This is a genomic window from Nonomuraea sp. NPDC023979 (genome assembly GCF_040639085.1).
Classification (GTDB): Bacteria; Actinomycetota; Actinomycetes; order Streptosporangiales; family Streptosporangiaceae; genus Nonomuraea; species Nonomuraea ceibae.
Window position 1 is genome coordinate 425885 of record NZ_JBEZZG010000002.1, and the last position, 17948, is coordinate 443832.

17 protein-coding genes are annotated in these 17948 nt (G+C 72.3%); 7 read left to right on the plus strand and 10 right to left on the minus strand.

The features are described 5' to 3' along the window. Positions 1 to 40 precede the first annotated feature (40 nt). The gene (locus AB0G11_RS05295) at positions 41 to 1387 is read left to right on the plus strand and encodes a helix-turn-helix domain-containing protein (RefSeq protein ID WP_357584089.1); all 1347 of its coding nucleotides are present in this window, start codon (positions 41 to 43) and stop codon (positions 1385 to 1387) included. Between the two features lie 54 nt (positions 1388 to 1441). Next, the gene (locus AB0G11_RS05300) at positions 1442 to 1927 is read left to right on the plus strand and encodes a GtrA family protein (RefSeq protein ID WP_357584091.1); all 486 of its coding nucleotides are present in this window, start codon (positions 1442 to 1444) and stop codon (positions 1925 to 1927) included. Here AB0G11_RS05300 and AB0G11_RS05305 read toward each other — a convergent pair. The 8 genes from AB0G11_RS05305 to AB0G11_RS05340 form a co-directional block, all read right to left on the minus strand. Next, entirely contained in the window at positions 1911 to 3188 is a 1278-nt protein-coding gene (locus AB0G11_RS05305) for an ATP-binding protein (RefSeq protein WP_219499767.1), read from the minus strand. The two genes, AB0G11_RS05300 and AB0G11_RS05305, sit on opposite strands and share 17 nt — an antisense overlap. A gap of 2 nt (positions 3189 to 3190) precedes the next feature. Continuing rightward, positions 3191 to 3859, minus strand: coding sequence for a response regulator transcription factor (locus AB0G11_RS05310; RefSeq protein WP_043620820.1), 669 nt, complete (start codon positions 3857 to 3859; stop codon positions 3191 to 3193). A 234-nt stretch (positions 3860 to 4093) separates the two neighbouring features. Then, positions 4094 to 4579 (minus strand): bacterioferritin, encoded by a 486-nt coding sequence (gene bfr, locus AB0G11_RS05315; protein ID WP_219499769.1) that lies wholly within the window; start codon positions 4577 to 4579, stop codon positions 4094 to 4096. A 16-nt stretch (positions 4580 to 4595) separates the two neighbouring features. Then, a complete protein-coding gene (locus AB0G11_RS05320) occupies positions 4596 to 4772 on the minus strand; it encodes a (2Fe-2S)-binding protein (protein ID WP_082310492.1) in 177 nt (58 codons plus the stop codon). A 90-nt stretch (positions 4773 to 4862) separates the two neighbouring features. Then, complete coding sequence (locus tag AB0G11_RS05325; RefSeq protein WP_219499771.1) at positions 4863 to 5483, minus strand: MBL fold metallo-hydrolase; 621 nt, start codon at positions 5481 to 5483, stop codon at positions 4863 to 4865. Beyond that, on the minus strand, positions 5484 to 6569 hold the full coding sequence (locus tag AB0G11_RS05330) for an S-(hydroxymethyl)mycothiol dehydrogenase (protein ID WP_219499773.1): 1086 nt from the start codon (positions 6567 to 6569) through the stop codon (positions 5484 to 5486). Positions 6570 to 6624: 55 nt separating this feature from the next. Then, positions 6625 to 7137 carry a PH domain-containing protein gene (locus AB0G11_RS05335; protein ID WP_219499775.1) on the minus strand — a complete coding sequence of 171 codons (513 nt, stop codon included), beginning with the start codon at positions 7135 to 7137 and terminating at the stop codon, positions 6625 to 6627. A gap of 33 nt (positions 7138 to 7170) precedes the next feature. After that, complete coding sequence (locus AB0G11_RS05340; RefSeq protein WP_357584093.1) at positions 7171 to 7986, minus strand: biotin--[acetyl-CoA-carboxylase] ligase; 816 nt, start codon at positions 7984 to 7986, stop codon at positions 7171 to 7173. A 54-nt stretch (positions 7987 to 8040) separates the two neighbouring features. Between AB0G11_RS05340 and AB0G11_RS05345 the strand changes: the two genes are divergently transcribed. From AB0G11_RS05345 to AB0G11_RS05355, 3 genes are read left to right on the plus strand one after another with little or no spacing between them, the layout of a single operon-like run. Next, complete coding sequence (locus tag AB0G11_RS05345; RefSeq protein ID WP_219499781.1) at positions 8041 to 10242, plus strand: FdhF/YdeP family oxidoreductase; 2202 nt, start codon at positions 8041 to 8043, stop codon at positions 10240 to 10242. Then, on the plus strand, positions 10239 to 11072 hold the full coding sequence (gene fdhD, locus AB0G11_RS05350; protein WP_219499782.1) for a formate dehydrogenase accessory sulfurtransferase FdhD: 834 nt from the start codon (positions 10239 to 10241) through the stop codon (positions 11070 to 11072). The genes AB0G11_RS05345 and fdhD overlap by 4 nt, the downstream gene beginning before the upstream one ends. A gap of 60 nt (positions 11073 to 11132) precedes the next feature. Continuing rightward, positions 11133 to 12206: an epoxide hydrolase family protein gene (locus tag AB0G11_RS05355; protein WP_357584095.1), complete on the plus strand. Its 1074-nt coding sequence runs from the start codon at positions 11133 to 11135 to the stop codon at positions 12204 to 12206. On the opposite strand, the gene AB0G11_RS05360 is transcribed toward AB0G11_RS05355, so the two are convergent. Next, positions 12207 to 14108 (minus strand): N-6 DNA methylase, encoded by a 1902-nt coding sequence (locus AB0G11_RS05360; protein WP_357584097.1) that lies wholly within the window; start codon positions 14106 to 14108, stop codon positions 12207 to 12209. A 121-nt stretch (positions 14109 to 14229) separates the two neighbouring features. Between AB0G11_RS05360 and AB0G11_RS05365 the strand changes: the two genes are divergently transcribed. Together AB0G11_RS05365 and AB0G11_RS05370 are read left to right on the plus strand one after the other, a co-directional pair. Beyond that, positions 14230 to 14694, plus strand: coding sequence for a hypothetical protein (locus tag AB0G11_RS05365; RefSeq protein ID WP_219499784.1), 465 nt, complete (start codon positions 14230 to 14232; stop codon positions 14692 to 14694). A 31-nt stretch (positions 14695 to 14725) separates the two neighbouring features. Further along, on the plus strand, positions 14726 to 15364 hold the full coding sequence (locus AB0G11_RS05370; RefSeq protein WP_357584099.1) for a lysoplasmalogenase: 639 nt from the start codon (positions 14726 to 14728) through the stop codon (positions 15362 to 15364). On the opposite strand, the gene AB0G11_RS05375 is transcribed toward AB0G11_RS05370, so the two are convergent. After that, positions 15305 to 17926, minus strand: coding sequence for a phosphoenolpyruvate carboxylase (locus AB0G11_RS05375; RefSeq protein WP_357584101.1), 2622 nt, complete (start codon positions 17924 to 17926; stop codon positions 15305 to 15307). The two genes, AB0G11_RS05370 and AB0G11_RS05375, sit on opposite strands and share 60 nt — an antisense overlap. Between the last annotated feature and the right edge of the window lie 22 nt (positions 17927 to 17948).

Sequence of the window (17948 nt, forward strand, 5' to 3'; positions counted from 1 at the left end):
TGGTGTGCTGGGGGCACCTTTATGGGGCTATCGTGTGCGGGTGGCACACATACTGGAGGATTTGCAGAGGTTGGCCGGGCCTGTCCCGGCCGGTCCCTTCTCCGGGGTGCGGCTCGTGGAGGACCTGCGCGAGGTGGCCCGCCTGCCCGCCGGGTCGATCGCCGTCCTCACCGCCGCTGCCTCCCGCGCGGCGGGCTCCTACCGCCTCGACGTCGCGCTGCGCGACGCCGCCGCCGCCCGCGCCGCAGCGCTGGTGCTCACCGGGCCGGACCTCGCGGAGGCCGGCCGCAGCGCCGCCACGCTGGCCGAGCGGAGCGGGATCGGGGTGTACGCCGCCGGAGGCGACCTGGCCGCGCTGGTCGTCGGCCTGGAGCGCGCCGTCGCGGGCGACGCCTCCGACGCCCTGGCCAGGACCGTCGCCGCCGTACGCGCCGTCCTGCGGGCGGGCGGCACCCCGGAGCGCATCGCCGAGGCGGCGACCGGGGCCCTCGGCGTCCCGCTCCCCGAGGAGGGCGCCGACGCCCCCGGCGGCCACCTGGGCACGGCGGTGGAGGTCGTGGCGCGCTTCGCCGAGCTGGCGGCCGCCGCCGGACCGGCCGACGAGCCGGCGGGCAGGTCGCGGGCGCAGCTGCTCACCGAGCTGCTGGTCGCGCCGGAGAAGCAGGCCCAGGAGCTGGCCCCGCGCGCCCGCGCGCTGGGGCTGCCGGTCGACGACTGGCACGTGGTGCTGCGCCTCGAACCGGTGATGGAGGAGGGCCCGCAACGCTACGCCCTGCTCGACGCGGTGGCGGCCAGGGCGGTCCGGGCGGCCCGCGAGATCGTCGGCCCGGAGTGGAACGGCGCGCTGGCCGGTGACGCGCTGGTCGTCGTCCGCTCGCTCCCCCGCGACCAGGGCCGGGCCGGCCTGCGCGAGGCCGCCCGCGACGCGGCCCGCCTGCTGGAGCGGGTCCGCCCGGCGGGCGCCGAGCTGCGCTGCGGCGTGAGCACCGCGCACCGGGGCCTGCTCGGCCTGCGCACCTCGGCCGCCGAGGCGCGCACGGCGCTCAGGCGCAGCCCGGCCCCGCTCGCCGTGTACGACCTGGCCGGGCTGGACCGCATGCTGGAGGAGTGGTACGCCTCCGACGCCGCCCACCAGGCCGTCAGGGAGCTGCTGCAGCCCATCCTCGACCTCAAGGGCGACCGCCCGGCCCACCTGATCGGCATCCTGCGCGCCTACCTGGACCATCACGGCTCCCCGGCCCGCGCCGCCGAGGAATTGCACATGCACCGAAACGCCGTGAGCCGCAACATCCGCCGCATAGAAGCCCTGCTCCACGCGGACCTGGACGATCCCCAGCAAAGGTTGGCGCTCCAGCTCGCCTGCCGGGCGGCGCGTCCGGCGTTGTGACAACCGGTACGCTGAAGTCGTCATGCCTGCCGAAAAGGAAGGGCGAGCAGGAGCGTGCTGCAGTTCGCCAAAGGCCTGTACCAGCGTTTCGCCGCCCTGGTCCATGAGCTGACCAAGTTCGGCACCGTCGGTGCCGCCGCCTTCGTGATCGACACGGGCATGTACAACCTGTTCCTGCTGGCGATCGACCTCGGGCCGATGACGTCCAAGGTGTTCGCCACGGCGATCTCCACCTCGTTCGCCTACCTGGGCAACCGGTTCTGGACGTTCCGCCACCGCGAGCAGAGCGGGCTGGGGCGCGAATACTTCCTGTTCTTCCTGCTCAACGGCATCGCGCTGCTGTTCGGCGTGCTGGTGATCGGCTTCACCACCTACACGCTGCACCTGGACGACCCGGTCAGCGCCAACATCGCCAACATCATCGGCGTCGGCCTGGGCACGCTGTTCCGCTACTGGTCGTACAAGAAGTGGGTGTTCCTGGAGGCGACCGAGCCGATCCCGGCGGAGCTGCCCGACACGGGGGTCAGGCAGGACCGCTGACGACGCGGTTGCGGCCGTTGTCCTCGGCCAGCCGCAGGAAGACGGCGAAGGCCGCCGGGCGACGCCGCACCAGCTCCAGCCGGCCGCCGTCGGCGGCGGCCAGCGCGCGGGCGAGCGTCAGGCCGAGGCCGGTGCCCCCGCCGCCGCTCACGTTGCGCTCGAAGATCTTGGGTGCGATCTCGTCGGAGATGCCCGGGCCCTCGTCGGCCACCTCGACCACCACGGAGCTGTCACCACTGGTCGTGGTGACGGTGACGGTGCCGCCGCCGTGGCGCAGGGAGTTCTCCAGCAGGGTCGCGATGACCTGGCCGAAGCCGCCGGTCGTGGCCAGCGCCTTGAGGTCGCGCGAGCCGGCGAGGACGAGCGTGCGGCCCACGCCGCGGAAGACCGGCTGCCACTCGGTCACCTGCTGGATGAGCACCTCGTCGATGGAGATCGGCTCGGCCTGGGCGTGCCGCTGGCGGCGCGCGGCTGCCAGCAGCTCGTCGATGACCGCCGTGAGGCGCTCGGCCTGCACGATGGCGGCCTCACCCTCCTCGCGCACCACCTCGGGCTGGTCGGAGGCGGCGACGATCTCCTCCAGGCGCATGGTGAGGCCGGTGAGGGGGGTGCGGAGCTGGTGGGAGGCGTCGGTGGCGAACTCGCGTTCGCGGGTGAGCAGGTCGGAGATGCGCGTGGCACTGCGGTCGAGCACCTGGGCCACCTGGTCGAGCTCGGGGATGCCGTAGCGGTGCTTGCTCGGCCGGGCGTCACCCGAGCCGAGCCGTTCGGCGATCTTGGCCAGGTCCTGCAGCGGCAGCGTGAGGCGGCGTGACTGCACGATGGCCAGGCCCACGGCCACGGCGAGAGCCGCGACGGCCAGCGCCACGATCAGCAGCAGGCGGGCGTAGACGTCCTGCTCGACCTGGGCCCGGTCGCGGCTCACCCGGACGAAGATGCCGCTGTCGGACTCCGCGTCCTCGGTCATCTGCTCCCCGGACGACGGCTGCGAGCCGACGACCGTGGCCTTGGGCGGGTTTCCGCGCTCGAATATCTGGATGTAGCGGTCGGGGTATTTCTGCTCCAGCTGCTTGGGGTCGAGCGGGGTCTCTTGGATACGGGCGTATTCGACCTCCCCGACCAGACGGGTCGCCTCCGACCTGAGCTGCTGGGCCGCGTCGTCGACGATCAGCCGGCTGACCACGATGCCGAGGGGAACCCCTAGCAGCAGGACGGCGATGACCGCCACCACCAGGGTTGAGGTGAGCAGGCGTCGGCGCATGCCTACTCGCGTTCGAAGCGGAAGCCGACTCCCCGGACGGTGGTGATGTAGCGGGGCTTGGCCGCGTCGTCGCCGAGCTTGCGGCGCAGCCACGAGATGTGCATGTCGAGTGTCTTGGTGGAGCCCCACCAGTTGGTGTCCCATACCTCGCGCATGATCTGCTCGCGCGTCACCACCTTTCCGGCGTCGCGGACCAGAACCCTGAGCAGGTCGAACTCCTTCGTGGTCAGGTGCAGCTCCTTCTCGCCCATCCAGGCGCGGCGGGAGTCGGCGTCGATGCGGACGCCCTGCACGACCGGGGTCTCGGAGGTGCCGCGGCGCAGCAGCGCCCGCACCCGGGCGAGCAGCTCGGCGAGCCGGAACGGCTTGGTGACGTAGTCGTCGGCGCCGGCGTCGAGGCCGACGACGGTGTCGACCTCGTCGACGCGGGCGGTGAGGATCAGCACCGGGGTGCCGTGCCCTTCGGCACGGATCCGCCGGGCCACCTCCAGGCCGTCCATCTCGGGCAGGCCAAGGTCGAGAACGATGAGGTCGATGCCCCCCGACAGAGCCCTCTCCAGGGCCTGCGGGCCGTCGGGGCTCACCTCAACCTGATAGCCCTCGCGGCGCAGGGCGCGCGCGAGCGGCTCGGAAATCGAGGTGTCATCCTCGGCGAGAAGTACGCAGGTCATGGAGCGATCGTAGGACCTTAAGCGATCGTTTCCCGGGCACAGCGCGCGGTTTGACTCGTCGTTGACCTATCCATTGACCTGGGCAAACGCGGCTAAATATCGGTTAGTCATGATTAAATTACCGCGATTGCCGTGGGTAAAAGGGTTACGCCCCCGTGGTTCCCCGCGGCGAAAGTTGGCACCAGAAACGCGCGCGCCCGCCGTCGGCGCGGCGGGCGATCGGACGCGGCGGGCTCAGTCGTCGACGGACGGCGGCTCGGCGTAGCGGGCCAGGTAGAGCTGGTCGCCCAGGGTCTGCATCAGGCCGAGCTCGGTTTCGAGGTAGTCGATGTGCTGCTCCTCGTCGGCGAGGATGTCCTCGAAGATCCGCGCCGAGGTGATGTCGCCCTTCTCGCGCATGAGCTGGATGGCCGGCCGCAGCCGCTGCACCACCGAGAGCTCGACCTCCAGGTCCGCCTGCAACTGCTCGCGGACGGTCTGCCCGATGTGCAGGGTGCCGAGCCGCTGGTAGTTGGGCAGTCCTTCGAGGAAGAGGATGCGGTCGGTGAGGCGCTCGGCGTGGCGCATCTCGTCGATCGACTCTTCGCGGGTGTGCTCGGCGAGCTTGGTGTATCCCCAGTTCTCCTGCATCTTGGCGTGCAGGAAATACTGGTTGATCGCCGTGAGCTCCGCCGTGAGCTGCTCGTTGAGCAGCTCGATGATCTGCTTGTCGCCCTGCATGAACGGGCCCCTTGTGCTATGCGGTGGTCAGTTCCTCAGACCGCTTCAGGATCGCACAGATCTTCCGTACGCAAGAGGCACAGTCGCCCCCGGCGCCCGTGGTGTCGCGAACCTGTTTCGCACTCCGCGCACCCGCGGCGATGCAGTCGTGGACCTCGTTTTCGGTCACAGCACGACAAACACACACGTACATCCGCGGGGAGCCTCTCAGGGGTGGGATAGGTAAGGCACACCTAAGATAGCCCACCGCGGTAAGGCTTGCCTATGTTAGGTAAGCCACACCTCAGTGGCCCCGCGTGATCCATTCCTCCAGGTGAGGGGCCTCGGCGCCGATCGAGGTGGAGTCGCCGTGCCCGGTGTGGACGACGGTCTCGGGCGGCAGAGTCAGCAGGCGGTCGCGGATCGACTCGATGATCGTGCCGAACGACGAGTGCGAGCGCCCGGTCGCCCCCGGCCCTCCCTTGAACAGCGTGTCGCCGCTGAACAGCACGCACAGCTCGGGCGCGTACAGGCAGACCGCGCCGGGCGCGTGCCCCGGCGTGTGAAGGACCTGCAGCGCGATCCCGCCGGCCTCGATCTTCTCGCCGTCGCCCAGCGGCGTGTACGTGACCTCGTCCCCGTAGACCTGCGACCACAGGACCTGGTCGGCCGGGTGCAGCCGGATCGGCGCGCCGGTGAGGTCGCTCAGCTCCTTGGCGGCGTTGACGTGGTCGTTGTGCGCGTGGGTGCAGACGATGGCCCGGACCGTGCGGTCGCCGACCCGGTCGGCGATGGCCCTGGCGTCGTGGGCGGCGTCGATGACGACGACCTCGCGGGCGTCGCCGACCAGCCAGACGTTGTTGTCGACGTCCCAGGTGCCGCCGTCGAGCGAGAACGTGCCTGAGGTGATGACCCTGTCGAGCATCTAGAGGATCACCACCGAGCGCAGCACGTCGCCGCGGTGCATCTTGGCGAACGCCTCCTCGACCTGGTCGAGGCCGATGGTCTCGGTGACGAACCTGTCGAGCGGCAGCCGGTGCTGCAGGAACAGGTCGATGAGCATCGGGAAGTCGCGGCTCGGCAGGCAGTCGCCGTACCAGGAGGACTTCAGCGCCCCGCCCCGGCCGAACACGTCGAGCAGCGGCAGCTCCAGCGTCATCTCCGGCGTCGGCACGCCGACGAGCACCACGGTGCCGGCCAGGTCGCGGGCGTAGAACGCCTGCTTGTAGGTCTCGGGGCGGCCGACCGCCTCGATCACCACGTCGGCGCCGAACCCGCCGGTCAGGTCGCGGATCGCCTCGACCGGGTCGCTCTCGCGCGAGTTGACCGTGTCGGTGGCGCCGAAGCCGCGCGCCCACTCCAGCTTGCGGTCGTCCACGTCCACCGCGATGATCTTGGCGGCGCCGGCCAGCGAGGCGCCGAGCACGGCCGCGTCGCCGACCCCGCCGCAGCCGATCACGGCCACGCTGTCGCCGCGGGTCACGCCGCCGGTGTTGATCGCCGCGCCGATGCCGGCCATCACGCCGCAGCCCAGCAGCCCGGCCACCGACGCGGGCGCCTCGGCGGAGACCTTGGTGCACTGCCCGGCGGCCACCAGCGTCTTCTCCAGGAACGCGCCGATGCCCAGCGCGGGGGACAGCTCGGTGCCGTCGGTGAGCGTCATCTTCTGCGCGGCGTTGTGCGTGTTGAAGCAGTACCACGGCCTGCCGCGCAGGCACGCCCGGCACTGGCCGCACACGGCACGCCAGTTGAGGATCACGAAGTCGCCCGGCTCCAGCCCGGTGACGCCCTCGCCGACGGCCTCGACCACGCCCGCCGCCTCGTGGCCCAGCAGGAACGGGAAGTCGTCGCTGATGCCGCCCTCCCGGTAGTGGAGGTCGGTGTGGCAGACGCCGCACGCCTGCACGTTCACCACCGCCTCGCCGGGCCCCGGGTCCGGCACCAGCACCGTTTCGATGGCCACTTCCCGGCCCTTGCCTGTGGCGATGACGCCCTGCACTTCGTACGGCATGCCAGCCATCTTGTGTCAGGAGGATGATCTCCGCAAGGGATGCGCGCCCAGGAGGCTAGCGCTCGTCGACCTCGCCGTCGGAAGCGTCCTCCACCAGGCGGAACAGATCCATGCGGACGTCCTGGATGCGTGGGATGTCGCGCAGCACGATCTGGCCCCGGTCGCCGGCCGACTCGACGACCAGCGTGCCGCAGCCGAGCAGCCGCTCGGCGAACGTCTGGTCGGAGCTGACCGTGTTGACCTTGGCCATGGGGATCTCGTCCGTCGACTTGTTCAGCACGCCGGTGCTGATCGAGAAGCGGTGCGTGGTGAGCACGTAACCGGTGTTCTTCCACTGCAGGTAGGGCACGAACGACCAGATCACCAGCAGGAGGAGGGCGATGACGCCGACCGCGACGCGGGCGTGGAAGGCGTACTCCCAGGTGCCCGGGATGAAGTACAGCGCCGCGCCCGTGGCCGCGGCGATGAGCACGAGCGCGACGAAAGGCACGATCAGCCGCTTCCAGTGAGGGTGGAAGGACCGCACGCGCCGCTCACCCTGTGTCAGGTGATGGTCGGGGATGGTCATGCGGACATGCTGCCACCACCCCGCCCCCGGCGGCTATGCCGCGGGCCGAACGTGCACGACGTCGCCGGCGCTCGCCGCGGCGGTCTCGGCGCCGGTGTCGACCTGGAGCTGCCCGGCGGTGTCGACGCCGGTGGCCAGGCCGGTGAGCGCGCCGCCGCCGGGCAGCTCGACGCGCACGCGGCGGCCGATCGTCGCGCAGGACGCCTGGTAGGCGGCGCGCAGCCCGCACGCGTCGGCGTCGCCGCCCGCCTCGGTCCACTCGCGGTAGTGGACGTCGATCTCCCGGAGCGTCGCCCGCAGCAGCGGGTCGCGGTCGAGGCAGGCGGCCTCCTCGACGACCAGCGACGTGCCCGTCTCCACGGGCAGCTCGTCCCGCGTGAGCAGCACGTTCAGGCCCATGCCGATGACGACGGCGTCACCGGACCGCTCGGCGAGCACCCCGGCCAGCTTGCGCTCGCCGATGAGCAGGTCGTTGGGCCACTTCAGGCGTACGTCGACCTCGGCCAGGCGGCGCACCGCCGACGCGGCGGCCACCCCGAACAGCAGCGGCAGCCAGCCGAAGGCGGCGACCGGCACGGTGGGCCTGAGCAGGATGGAGAAGGTCAGCCCCGCGCGGGCCGGGGCGCCCCAGGCGCGGCCGAGCCTGCCCCGCCCGGCGGTCTGCTCCTCGGCGACCAGCACCCGCCCCTCCTCGGCGCCATCCCGGGCGGCCCTGGCCAGGTCGGCGTTGGTGGAGCCGGTGCTGTCGACGACGGTGACGCCGGTCCACAGGGAGCCGGGCCGCAGCAGGGCTCGGTTGAGCGCCTGCTCGGAGAGCGGCGGCCGGTCGAGGTCGGAGTAACGAGACACCCGTCCATCTTGCCGTGGTCGGGGGCATGGCCGTGCCGGGGAGAAGATGGGGACATGAGGAGACTGGATCCGCGCAACTGGGCCTCGTGGCGGCCGTTCGGGCTGGGGCTGCGCAAGCCGAACAACTACCTTGAGCTGGTCAAGGCGTTCCGGGCGGTCAAGGGCAACCGGCGCTACGCGTGGCGGATCCTCAACCAGGGCACCTGCGACGGCTGCGCCCTGGGCACCAAGGGCATGCGCGACTGGACCATGCCGGAGATCCACCTGTGCAACATCAGGCTGCGGCTGCTGCCGCTCAACACGATGCCCGCGCTGGACGTGTCGCTCCTGCGCGACGTCTCGGGGCTCAGCGGCAGGAAGAGCGCCGAGCTGCGCGAGCTGGGCCGGCTCCCCTACCCGATGCTGCGGCGCGCCGGCGAGCCCGGCTTCACCCGCGTCTCCTGGGACGAGGCGCTGCGCGTGGCCGCAGGCGGGCTGCGCGACACCCGCTTCGGCGCCTATCTGACCAGCCGCGGCATGCCGAACGAGAACTACTACGCGGCCCAGAAGGCGGTGCGGGCGCTGGGCACCAACAACATCGACAACGCCGCCCGCATCTGCCACTCGCCCTCGACCGTGGCGCTCAAGGAGGCGATCGGGGCGGCGGCCACGACCTGCTCCTACACGGACTGGATCGGCTCCGACCTGATCGTCTTCATCGGCTCCAACCCGTCGAACAACCAGCCGGTGGCGATGAAGTACCTCTACCACGCCAAGAAGGCCGGCACCCGGATCGCGATGGTCAACGCCTACCGCGAGCCGGGGATGGAACGCTACTGGGTGCCGTCCAACGCCGAGTCGGCGGTGTTCGGGACGAAGATCACCGATGACTTCTTCGGCGTGAACGTGGGCGGCGACATCGGGTTCCTCAACGGGGTGCTCAAGCATCTGATCGAGGCCGGCGCGGTGGACGAGGAGTTCGTGGCGCGGCACACCACCGGGTTCGAGGCCGTGCGCGAGGCGGTGGCCGGGCAGTCGTGGGAGACGCTGGAGGCGCTGTCCGGCTCGACCCGCGCCGACATGCGGCGCATGGCTGAGCTGCTGGCCGAGGCCAGGTCGGCGGTGCTGGTGTGGTCGATGGGCATCACGCAGCACTCCTACGGCGAGGACAACGTGCGCGCGATCGTCAACCTGGCGCTGGCGCGCGGGTTCGTCGGGCGTGAGGGGTGCGGGCTGATGCCGATCCGCGGCCACAGCGGGGTGCAGGGCGGGGCTGAGATGGGGGCGTACGCGACCGGGCTGCCGGGCGGGCTGCCGATCACCGAGGCCAACGCCGCGAAGTTCACCGGCATGTGGGGGTTCGAGGTGCCCGCCACGCCGGGGCTGACCGCGACCGACATGATCGACGCGGCCCACGCGGGCGAGCTCGACGCACTCGTCTCCTCCGGCGGCAACTTCCTGGAGGTGCTGCCCGACCCCGCCTACTGCCGGGAGGCCCTGGCGCGGCTCAAGCTGCGGGTGCACGTCGACATCGTGCTGTCGTCGCAGATGCTGGTGCCCGCCGAGGGCGACGTGCTGCTGCTGCCCGCGCAGACCCGCTACGAGATGACCGGCGGCGTGACCGAGACCTCGACCGAGCGGCGGATCATCTTCTCGCCGGAGGTGGAGGGGCCGCGGATCGGCGAGGCGTGGCCGGAGTGGAAGATCTTCACCGAGCTGGCCGCCCGCACCCGGCCCGGCATCGCGGCGAACGTGCGCTTCACCGGCACCCCGCAGATCCGCGCCGAGATCGAGCGGGCCGTCCCGTTCTACGAGGGCATCGCCGGCCTCAAGCGCTTCGGCGACAGCGTCCAGTACGGCGGCGCCCACCTGTGCCCCGGCGGCCGCTTCCCCACGCCCGACGGCCTGGCCCGCTTCTCCCCCGTCGAGCCGCCCGCGCTGGAGCGCCCCGACGGCGCGTTCATGGTGGCGACGCGGCGCGGCAAGCAGTTCAACAGCATGGTCCACGAGCGCCTCGACGGCTTCAACGGCGCGATGCGCGAAGCTGTGCTGATGAGCGAGTACGACGCCGACCGGCTCGGCCTGCCCGACGGCGCCCCCGTCGAGCTGCGCTCGGGCGAGCGCGCCTACCGGGGCAAGGTGCTGCGGGCGCCGCTGATGCCGGGCAACCTCCAGGTCCACTGGCCGGAGGGCAACGTGCTGCTGGACGAGGCGCGGCGCTCCCCGCAGGCCCGCATCCCCGACTACAACGCGCTCGTCACGGTGCGGCCGCTGTGACCCGGCCGGGCCCGAGCAGGCGGGTGCGCGTGCGCGAGCTGACGGGCGGCTCGGCGGTGGAGCGGCGCGACGACCTGGCGACCGAGGAGCCGCTGGAGATCCGCCTGACGGCCGCGGGGGGCGTGCGCCGGACGATCGCCATCACCATGCGCACGCCGGGCCACGACTTCGAGCTGGCCGCCGGGTTCCTGCACGGCGAGGGGCTGGCGCACGACGACGGCATCGCCTCGATCGCCTACTGCACCGACGAGGACCTGCCGCCCGAGGCCCGCTACAACACGGTCACCGTGCGGCTGCGCGGCCCGATGCCCGAGCTGCCCGCGCTGGAGCGCCACTTCCTCACCTCCAGCGCGTGCGGCGTGTGCGGCTCGGCGAGCCTCGACGCGCTGCGCGGCCGTTGCCGCCCGCTCCCGCCCGGCGACCTGCGGCTCACCCCCGAGGTCCTGTACGGGTTGCCGGGCGCGTTGCGGGCCGGGCAGGGGGTGTTCGGCAAGACGGGCGGCCTGCACGCGGCCGGGCTGTTCACCGCCGAGGGCGAGACGGTCGTGGTGCGCGAGGACGTGGGCCGGCACAACGCGGTGGACAAGCTGGTGGGCTGGGCGGCGATGAACGGGCGGCTGCCGCTGTCCGGCCACGTCCTCATGGTGAGCGGCCGGGCCAGCTACGAGATCATGCAGAAGGCCCTGGCGGCGGGCCTGCCTGCGGTGTGCGCGGTGTCGGCGCCCTCGTCGCTGGCGGTGGACCTGGCCAGGGAGTTCGGCATGACGCTGGTCGGGTTCCTGCGCGGCGAGCGGTGCAACGTCTACGCGGACGCCAACAGAGTGGAATGAACTGTTCCGTTCTGCTATAGTTGGAACAGAACGCACCGTTCCAGCTCATCGGAGGTCGCCGTGATCCACCCCTACCGCGTCGAGATCCCCCAGGCCGACCTCGACGACCTGGCCGCCCGGCTGCGGCTGACCCGCTTCGCCGACGAGATCCCCGGCGCCGAGCAGGGCGTCGCCGTCGAGCGCGTCCGGCGCCTGGTCACCCGCTGGCGCGACGGCTTCGACTGGCGCGCCGTCGAGGCCAGGCTCAACGCCCTCCCCCAGTACGTCACCGAGATCGACGGCCAGGACATCCACTTCCTGCACGTGCGCTCCGGCAACCCCGACGCGCTGCCGCTGATCCTCACCCACGGCTGGCCGGGCTCGATCGCCGAGTACCTCGACGCCGTCGAGCCGCTGTCGCGTCACTTCCACCTGGTCATCCCGTCGCTGCCCGGCTACGGCTTCTCCGGCCCGACCAAGGAGCTCGGCTGGAACAACCGGCGCATCGCCGCCGCCTGGGCCGAGCTGATGGCCCGCCTCGGCTACACCCGCTACGGCGCGGCCGGCAACGACGCCGGCTCGATGATCTCCCCCGAGGTCGGCCGCGTCGACCCGGAGCACGTCGTCGGCGTGCACGTCACGCAGGTCTTCTCCTTCCCCTCCGGCGACCCCGCCGAGTTCGCCGACCTGTCGGAGGAGGACCAGGCCGGGCTGGCCGTCCTCGACTGGTTCTGGAAGGAGAAGGGCGCCTTCAACGTCCTGCAGTCTCAGCAGCCGCAGACGCTGGCCCACGCCGTCACCGACTCCCCCGCCGGCCTGGTCGGCTGGCTCGCCCAGCTCTTCGACGAGGACCTGGACGACGACTTCGTGCTGACGAACGCCGCCATCCACTGGTTCACCGGCACCGCGGCCTCCGCCCTGCGCCTGTACTGGGAGAACGCCCGCATGGAGCCCGTCACGGAGCCCACCACCGTGCCGCTCGGCCTGGCCATGGCCGAGGGCGACTTCAAGTCGATCCGGCGCTTCGCCGAGCGCGACCACGCGAACATCGTCTCCTGGAAGACGCTGCCCGCCCCCGCGCACGGCCACTACACGGCTCACACCGCGACCGAGGCCCTGACGGACGACATCCGGGCCTTCTTCGAGGCCCTGTGATCAGTCCGGCTCGCGCCAGGCCGGGTCGTCGGCCGACAGCAGCACCAGGCCGCCGGTCAGCCCGTCGAGGGTGTCCTGCACGAGGTCGGCGCCGTGCTCGGCGAGCTGCCTGAGCGACGCGGTCAGCGTCTGCAGGTGCCGGAACGCCCTGCCGTACGCCCGCTGCTCCTCGATGGGGAGCAGCGGGATCTCGGCGCGCCGGACGTCCACCCGGTGGGTCGAGGACATCGAGGCGTAGTGGCGCAGGTTGCCCTGGGCGGTGAGGAACCCGGCCAGGAAGTGCGGGTCCAGCCGCTCCGGGTCGGGGCGCAGCAGGTGGAGCTGGGTGCCGATGACGTCGCCGCCGCCGGAGACCACGACCGCCACCGGCGTCCTGACGACCTGCGGCACGAGCACGTCGCCGGGGCGGGTGCGGAGCTCCTTGCGCACCGAGCCGGGCGGCCCGGTGGCGGCGCGGCGGCGTACGACGTCCTCGGCCGTGAGGACGGGGGCCTCGGCGGGGACGGCGGGGGTCTCGCCGGGGCGGGCGGGGGCCTGCTGGTGGACGGTGAGCAGGTTGCGGCGTTCGAGCTCGGCCACCGGGACGAGCGGGCGGTCGCGGCCTGAGGGGGCCGGCTCGATGCCGGGAAGCAGCGCGAGCGTGTCGGCGAGCGTCTCGTGCAGGCGGTCGCGGCTGCGCACGATCCGCTCCGGCGACAGGCCGGACGGCGTGGCGGGCAGGTAGCGGCCGGGCAGCAGGTCGACCTCGTCGTTGAGCAGGTCGATGACGGGCACGGCGCGGCTCACGCCGGGCTCGTCGCCGCCGTCGCCGTGGCGGAAGCGTTCCCAGGCGGCCAGCGCCGTCGCGGCGAAGTCGCCCTGCCGGGCGGAGGTGTCGACCATCAGGACGGCCCCGGGCGGCGCCGATCCGCCGGGCCGGCACAGCACCCAGAGCGTGAGGCCGACGGACATGTTCGGCACGCTGCCCACGGGCAGGGCGATCACCGCGCGGAGCGCGCCCCGGCGCAGGAGCTGCGCCCTGATGCGCCGGCCCGACCGGCGACCGGCCGCCGCGGGCGGCATGAGCAGCACCGCGAACCCGCCCGGCACCAGGTGGGCCAGCGCGTGCTGGACCCAGGCGAGCTCGGGCTCGGTGCGCGGCGGCAGGCCGTACTCCCAGCGGGCGTCGGCGGTGAGCTCCTCGTAGCCCCAGTTGCGGTCGTTGAAGGGCGGGTTGCAGACGACGGCGTCGACGGCGGCGCCGGGGAACGCGTCGGCCCGCAGCGAGTCGCCCGCCCGGATGTCGGCGTCGCCGGGGCCGAAGGCCAGCGAGATCGCCGTCAGGCGGGCCGTTGCCTCGCTCAGGTCCTGGCCGAGAAGCTGCCCGGCGGACCGCTCGCGCACGGCGCGCAGCAGCATGCCCCAGCCGCAGGCCGGATCGAGGACGCGGCGGGCGGAGGCGGGCAGGAGCGCCGCGATCAGATCGGCGACCGGTTTGGGCGTGAGGCTGGCGCGCTGCGACTCGGCGTAGCGCTCGTACAGGAACTGGAAGGTCTCCTCGGGGCCGGTCACGGCGGCGAGCTCGGCCAGCCCGCGCTGGGCGTCGTTCCCGGGGCGGGCCTCGCCCCGGCGGGCGCGCAGCAGGAACGAGCCGAGGTCGGCGATCAGGGCGGGCAGCTCGTCCTCGGCGACGCCGGCGCGCAGCTCCTGCCAGAACCACTCGCGCCTGGGCAGCGGCCTGGCCTCGGTGTGGGCGCGCAGCCAGTCCTTGATCTCCTTCAGGGAGAAGGTGGGGCTGGCGGTGGTGCCGCCGACGGGCTGCGGGAAGTCGTCGTGGCGGCGGCGCCAGTTGCTCACGGCGGCGCGGCCGACGTCGCCCAGCCTGGCGATGTCCGCCGCGGTCACCTGGACGTCCCTGTCCACAAGCTCTCCTCAACGACGACGTGGCAAAAACCTACCCATGTCACACAACGACAGAACCAATGCTGGTCGATTCCATCAACACATGCTTCACTGGACATACGTAACGGAAGGGCCAGATGCCGTGAAGCCCACCACGTGGTGTCGAGGCAGGGCGGTGCACCTGCTGGACATAGAGAACCTGACCGCGACGAGCCTGCCGACCACCGCCGAGGTCGCCGCCGTGATGGCGCTGTACCGGTCGATCGTGCCGATCGGGCCGATGGACCAGTTCATCGTGGCGGTCAACCACAAGGCGCTGGTCCAGGCCGGGATCGCGTTCCGCGGCGTGCAACTGCTCGTCAGATCCGGCCCCGACGGCGCCGACCGGGCCCTCGTCGAGACCGCGTACGTGGACCGCCTCGGGCAGCGCTTCGACCGGGTGGTGATCGGCTCGGGCGACGGGTTCTTCACCGAGCTGGCGGTCTGGCTGCTCACGCAGGGGGTCGGGGTCACCGTGGTGTCCCGCCGGGGATCGCTCAACTGGCGCCTGTACGCCGCGGTGCGCGACGCCGTGGCCTTCGAGCCGCCCGCCCCGATCGCCGCCTGACCAGGCGTTGCGCCGGGCGCTAAGGTGAGGCGTGCTCATTATCTTCGGCGGGCTGGCCGTGGCCAACGTGTTCTCCGTGGCCCTGGGGATCGAATGGCTGGAGTGGGCGACCAAGCCGCTGCTCTGCCCGGTGCTGGCCGCGTACGTCATCCGGCGGGCGCCGGGACGCCGGCTGCTTGCCGTCGGGCTGCTGTTCGCCGCGGCCGGCGACGTGGCCCTGCTCATCGAGGGGCAGGCCGCCTTCATCGCCGGGATGACGTCGTTCCTGGTGATGCAGATCTGCTACATCGTGGTGTTCGTCCGCGAGGGGTCGCGCCCGCGCTGGGGAGCGGCGGCCTACCTGCTGGTGTGGGTGGCCGCCGCGATGGTGCTGTGGGAGCCGCTGGGCGCCCTGGCCGCGCCCGTGCTCGGCTACGGGCTGGCCCTGATGACGATGGCGGCCTTCGCCGGCGGGCTCGGCCTCGTCGCCGGGCTCGGTGGGGCGCTGTTCGCGTTCTCCGACTTCCTCGTCGGGCTCGGCGTGGCCGGGATGGGCTTTCCCGGCCGGAGCACCGTGCTGATGACCACCTACATCCTGGGCCAGCTCCTCATCGTGCTGGGCGTGCTGGGATCAGCCCGTGTTCTGCAGCCCGGCGGCGACGCCGTTGACCGAGAGCAGCAGCAGCGTTGACAGCCGCTCGCGCTCGCGGTCGGTCGGGTTGCCGGTGCGCAGCGCCGTCAGCGCCCGCAACTGCAGGTGCGACAGGGCGTCCACGTACGGGTCGCGGAGCTGCACGGCCCGGGAGAGCACCTTGCGGTTCTCCAGCAGCCGGGTGTGGCCGGTGACCTTCAGCACCAGCTCCCTGGTCCGGTCGTACTCCTCCAGGACCTGGTCGGCGAAGTCCTTGCGCCCGCCCAGGGCCAGGTAGCGGGCGGCGATGGACCTGTCGGTCTTGGCCAGCGACATCTCGGCGTTGTCCAGCATCGCGTTGAACAGCGGCCATTCGGCGTAGGCGGCCTGGAGGTCGGACAGGGAGTCGGCCGCGGCCAGGCCGGTGCCGAGCCCGTACCAGCCGGGCAGGTTGACCCGCGTCTGCGCCCAGGCGAACACCCACGGGATGGCCCGCAGGTCGTCGAGCGAGCGCGGGGCGCCCAGCCCCCGGCGGGCCGGGCGCGAGCCGAGCCGCAGCGAGCCGATCTCCTCCAGCGGGCTGACCAGCGCGAACCACTCGGGGAAGCCCGGCGCCTCGGTGAGCGCGCGGTAGGCCTGCTCGGAGGCCGTGGCGACCCGCTCGGCGAGCGGCCGGAACCGGTCGGCCGCGGCGGCGGTGCGCGAGCCGACCGACGGCGAGGAGGCCATGATGACGGCGTTGGCGACCTGCTCCATGTGGCGGCGGGCGATCGCGATGTGGCCGTAGCGGGCGAAGATGACCTCGCCCTGCTCCGTCACCTTGAACCGGCCCGCGACCGAACCCGGCGCCTGGGCCAGCACCGCCCGGTTGGCGGGGCCGCCGCCCCGGCCGAGCGCGCCGCCCCTTCCGTGGAACATGCGCAGCTTGACGTCGTTGGCCGCCGCCCACGCGGTGAGCTGCTCCTGCGCCTCGTACAGGCGCAGGGTCGCGGCGGCCGGGCCGAGCTCCTTGGCCGAGTCGGAGTAGCCGAGCATGATCTCCATGCGCCGCCCGGTGGCCGCCAGCCGCTCCTGGACCTGCGGGATCTCCAGCATGCCCGCCAGCACGGCAGGCGAGTTGGCCAGGTCCTGGCCCGACTCGAACAGCGGCACCACGTCCAGCACCACGGACCGCCCGCCCAGCGCGTAGGAGGCGAGCTCGTGCACGGCGGCGATGTCGTCGGCCGAGCGGGTGAACGACACGACGTAGCGCGAGCACGCCGTGACGCCGAACCGCTCCTGGATCCAGGCGATGACCCGGATCGTGGCCAGCACCTCCTCGGTGCGCTCCGACAGCTCGCCGCCCGCGCGCAGCTCCTCCAGCGCGGCCGCGTGCACCTGGGAGTGCTGGCGCACCTCCAGCTCGGCCAGGTGGAAGCCGAACGTCTCGACCTGCCAGATCAGATGCTGCAACTCCCCGTACGCCTGCCGTACGGCGTGCTCGGCCAGCGACTCCTGCGCCAGCCGGAGGTCGGCCAGCAGCTCGTCGGGGGTGCGGTAGGCCAGGTCCAGGTCACGGCGGCGGGTCGCGGCGATGCGCGCGGCGACGAACAGCAGCCACTGCCGGTGCGGCTCCGACGGCGACCGGGTCGCCAGCTCGGAGACGAGCTCGGGGTGCGCGTCGACGGCGGCGGCCAGCCCGGCGCGCAAGCCGGCCGAGGCCGGGGCGAACTGGGCGGAGGCGGTCAGCGTGCGCGCGATGCGGGTGCAGGCCGTCTCCAGCGCGTTGAGCACGTGCTCCGACTGGATCTGGATGGTGTCGCGGGTGACCTTGGAGGTGACGTTCGGGTTGCCGTCGCGGTCGCCGCCGATCCAGCTCCCGTAGCGGATGAAGGGCCTGGCCAGCGGCGGCTCGGTGCCGGTGGCGTCGCTCAGCGCGGCGTCGAGCGAGCGGTAGACCTGCGGCACCATGCGGAACAGGGTCTCGTCGAAGGCGGCCATCGCGGTGCGCACCTCGTCGAGCGGGTCGAGCTTGGTGTTGCGGAGCTGGGCGGTGCGCCACAGCAGGTCGATCTCCTCCAGCAGGCGGCGCTCCAGCTCCGCGCGCTCGGAGGCGCCGCGGCCGGGCGCGTTGTACTCGGTGAGCTGGCCGCTGACGCGCTGGATGGCGGTGACGACGGCGCGGCGGCGCGCCTCGGTCGGGTGAGCGGTCAGGACAGGATGCAGTTCCAGGCCCTCGACCAGCTCGGCGACCCGGTCGCGGCCGAGCTCGGCCACGGCCTGGGCCAGCGATTCGCGCTGCACCGCGTCCTCGGTGTCGCGCTGGCGCAGGATGCGGATGCGGTAGTGCTCCTCGGCCAGGTTGGCCAGGTGGAAATAGCAGGTGAAGGCGCGGGCGACCTGGACCGCGCGGTCGATCTCCCATCCGGCCGCCATGGCGGCGATCTCGTCGCCGGACACCTCGCCGCGGCGGGCGGCGATGACGGCCTTGCGCAGGCGTTCGACGTCGGCCAGCAGGTCCTCGCCGCCCTGCTCGGCGATCACCTGGCCGAGCAGCTTTCCGAGCAGCCGCACATCGCGGCGCAGCTCGTCCGGCATCTCGGTCACGGCGGCGCTGCGGTGCTCAAGCCCCTGGTCAATCATGCTTCGAAGGTTATCGAGTCGC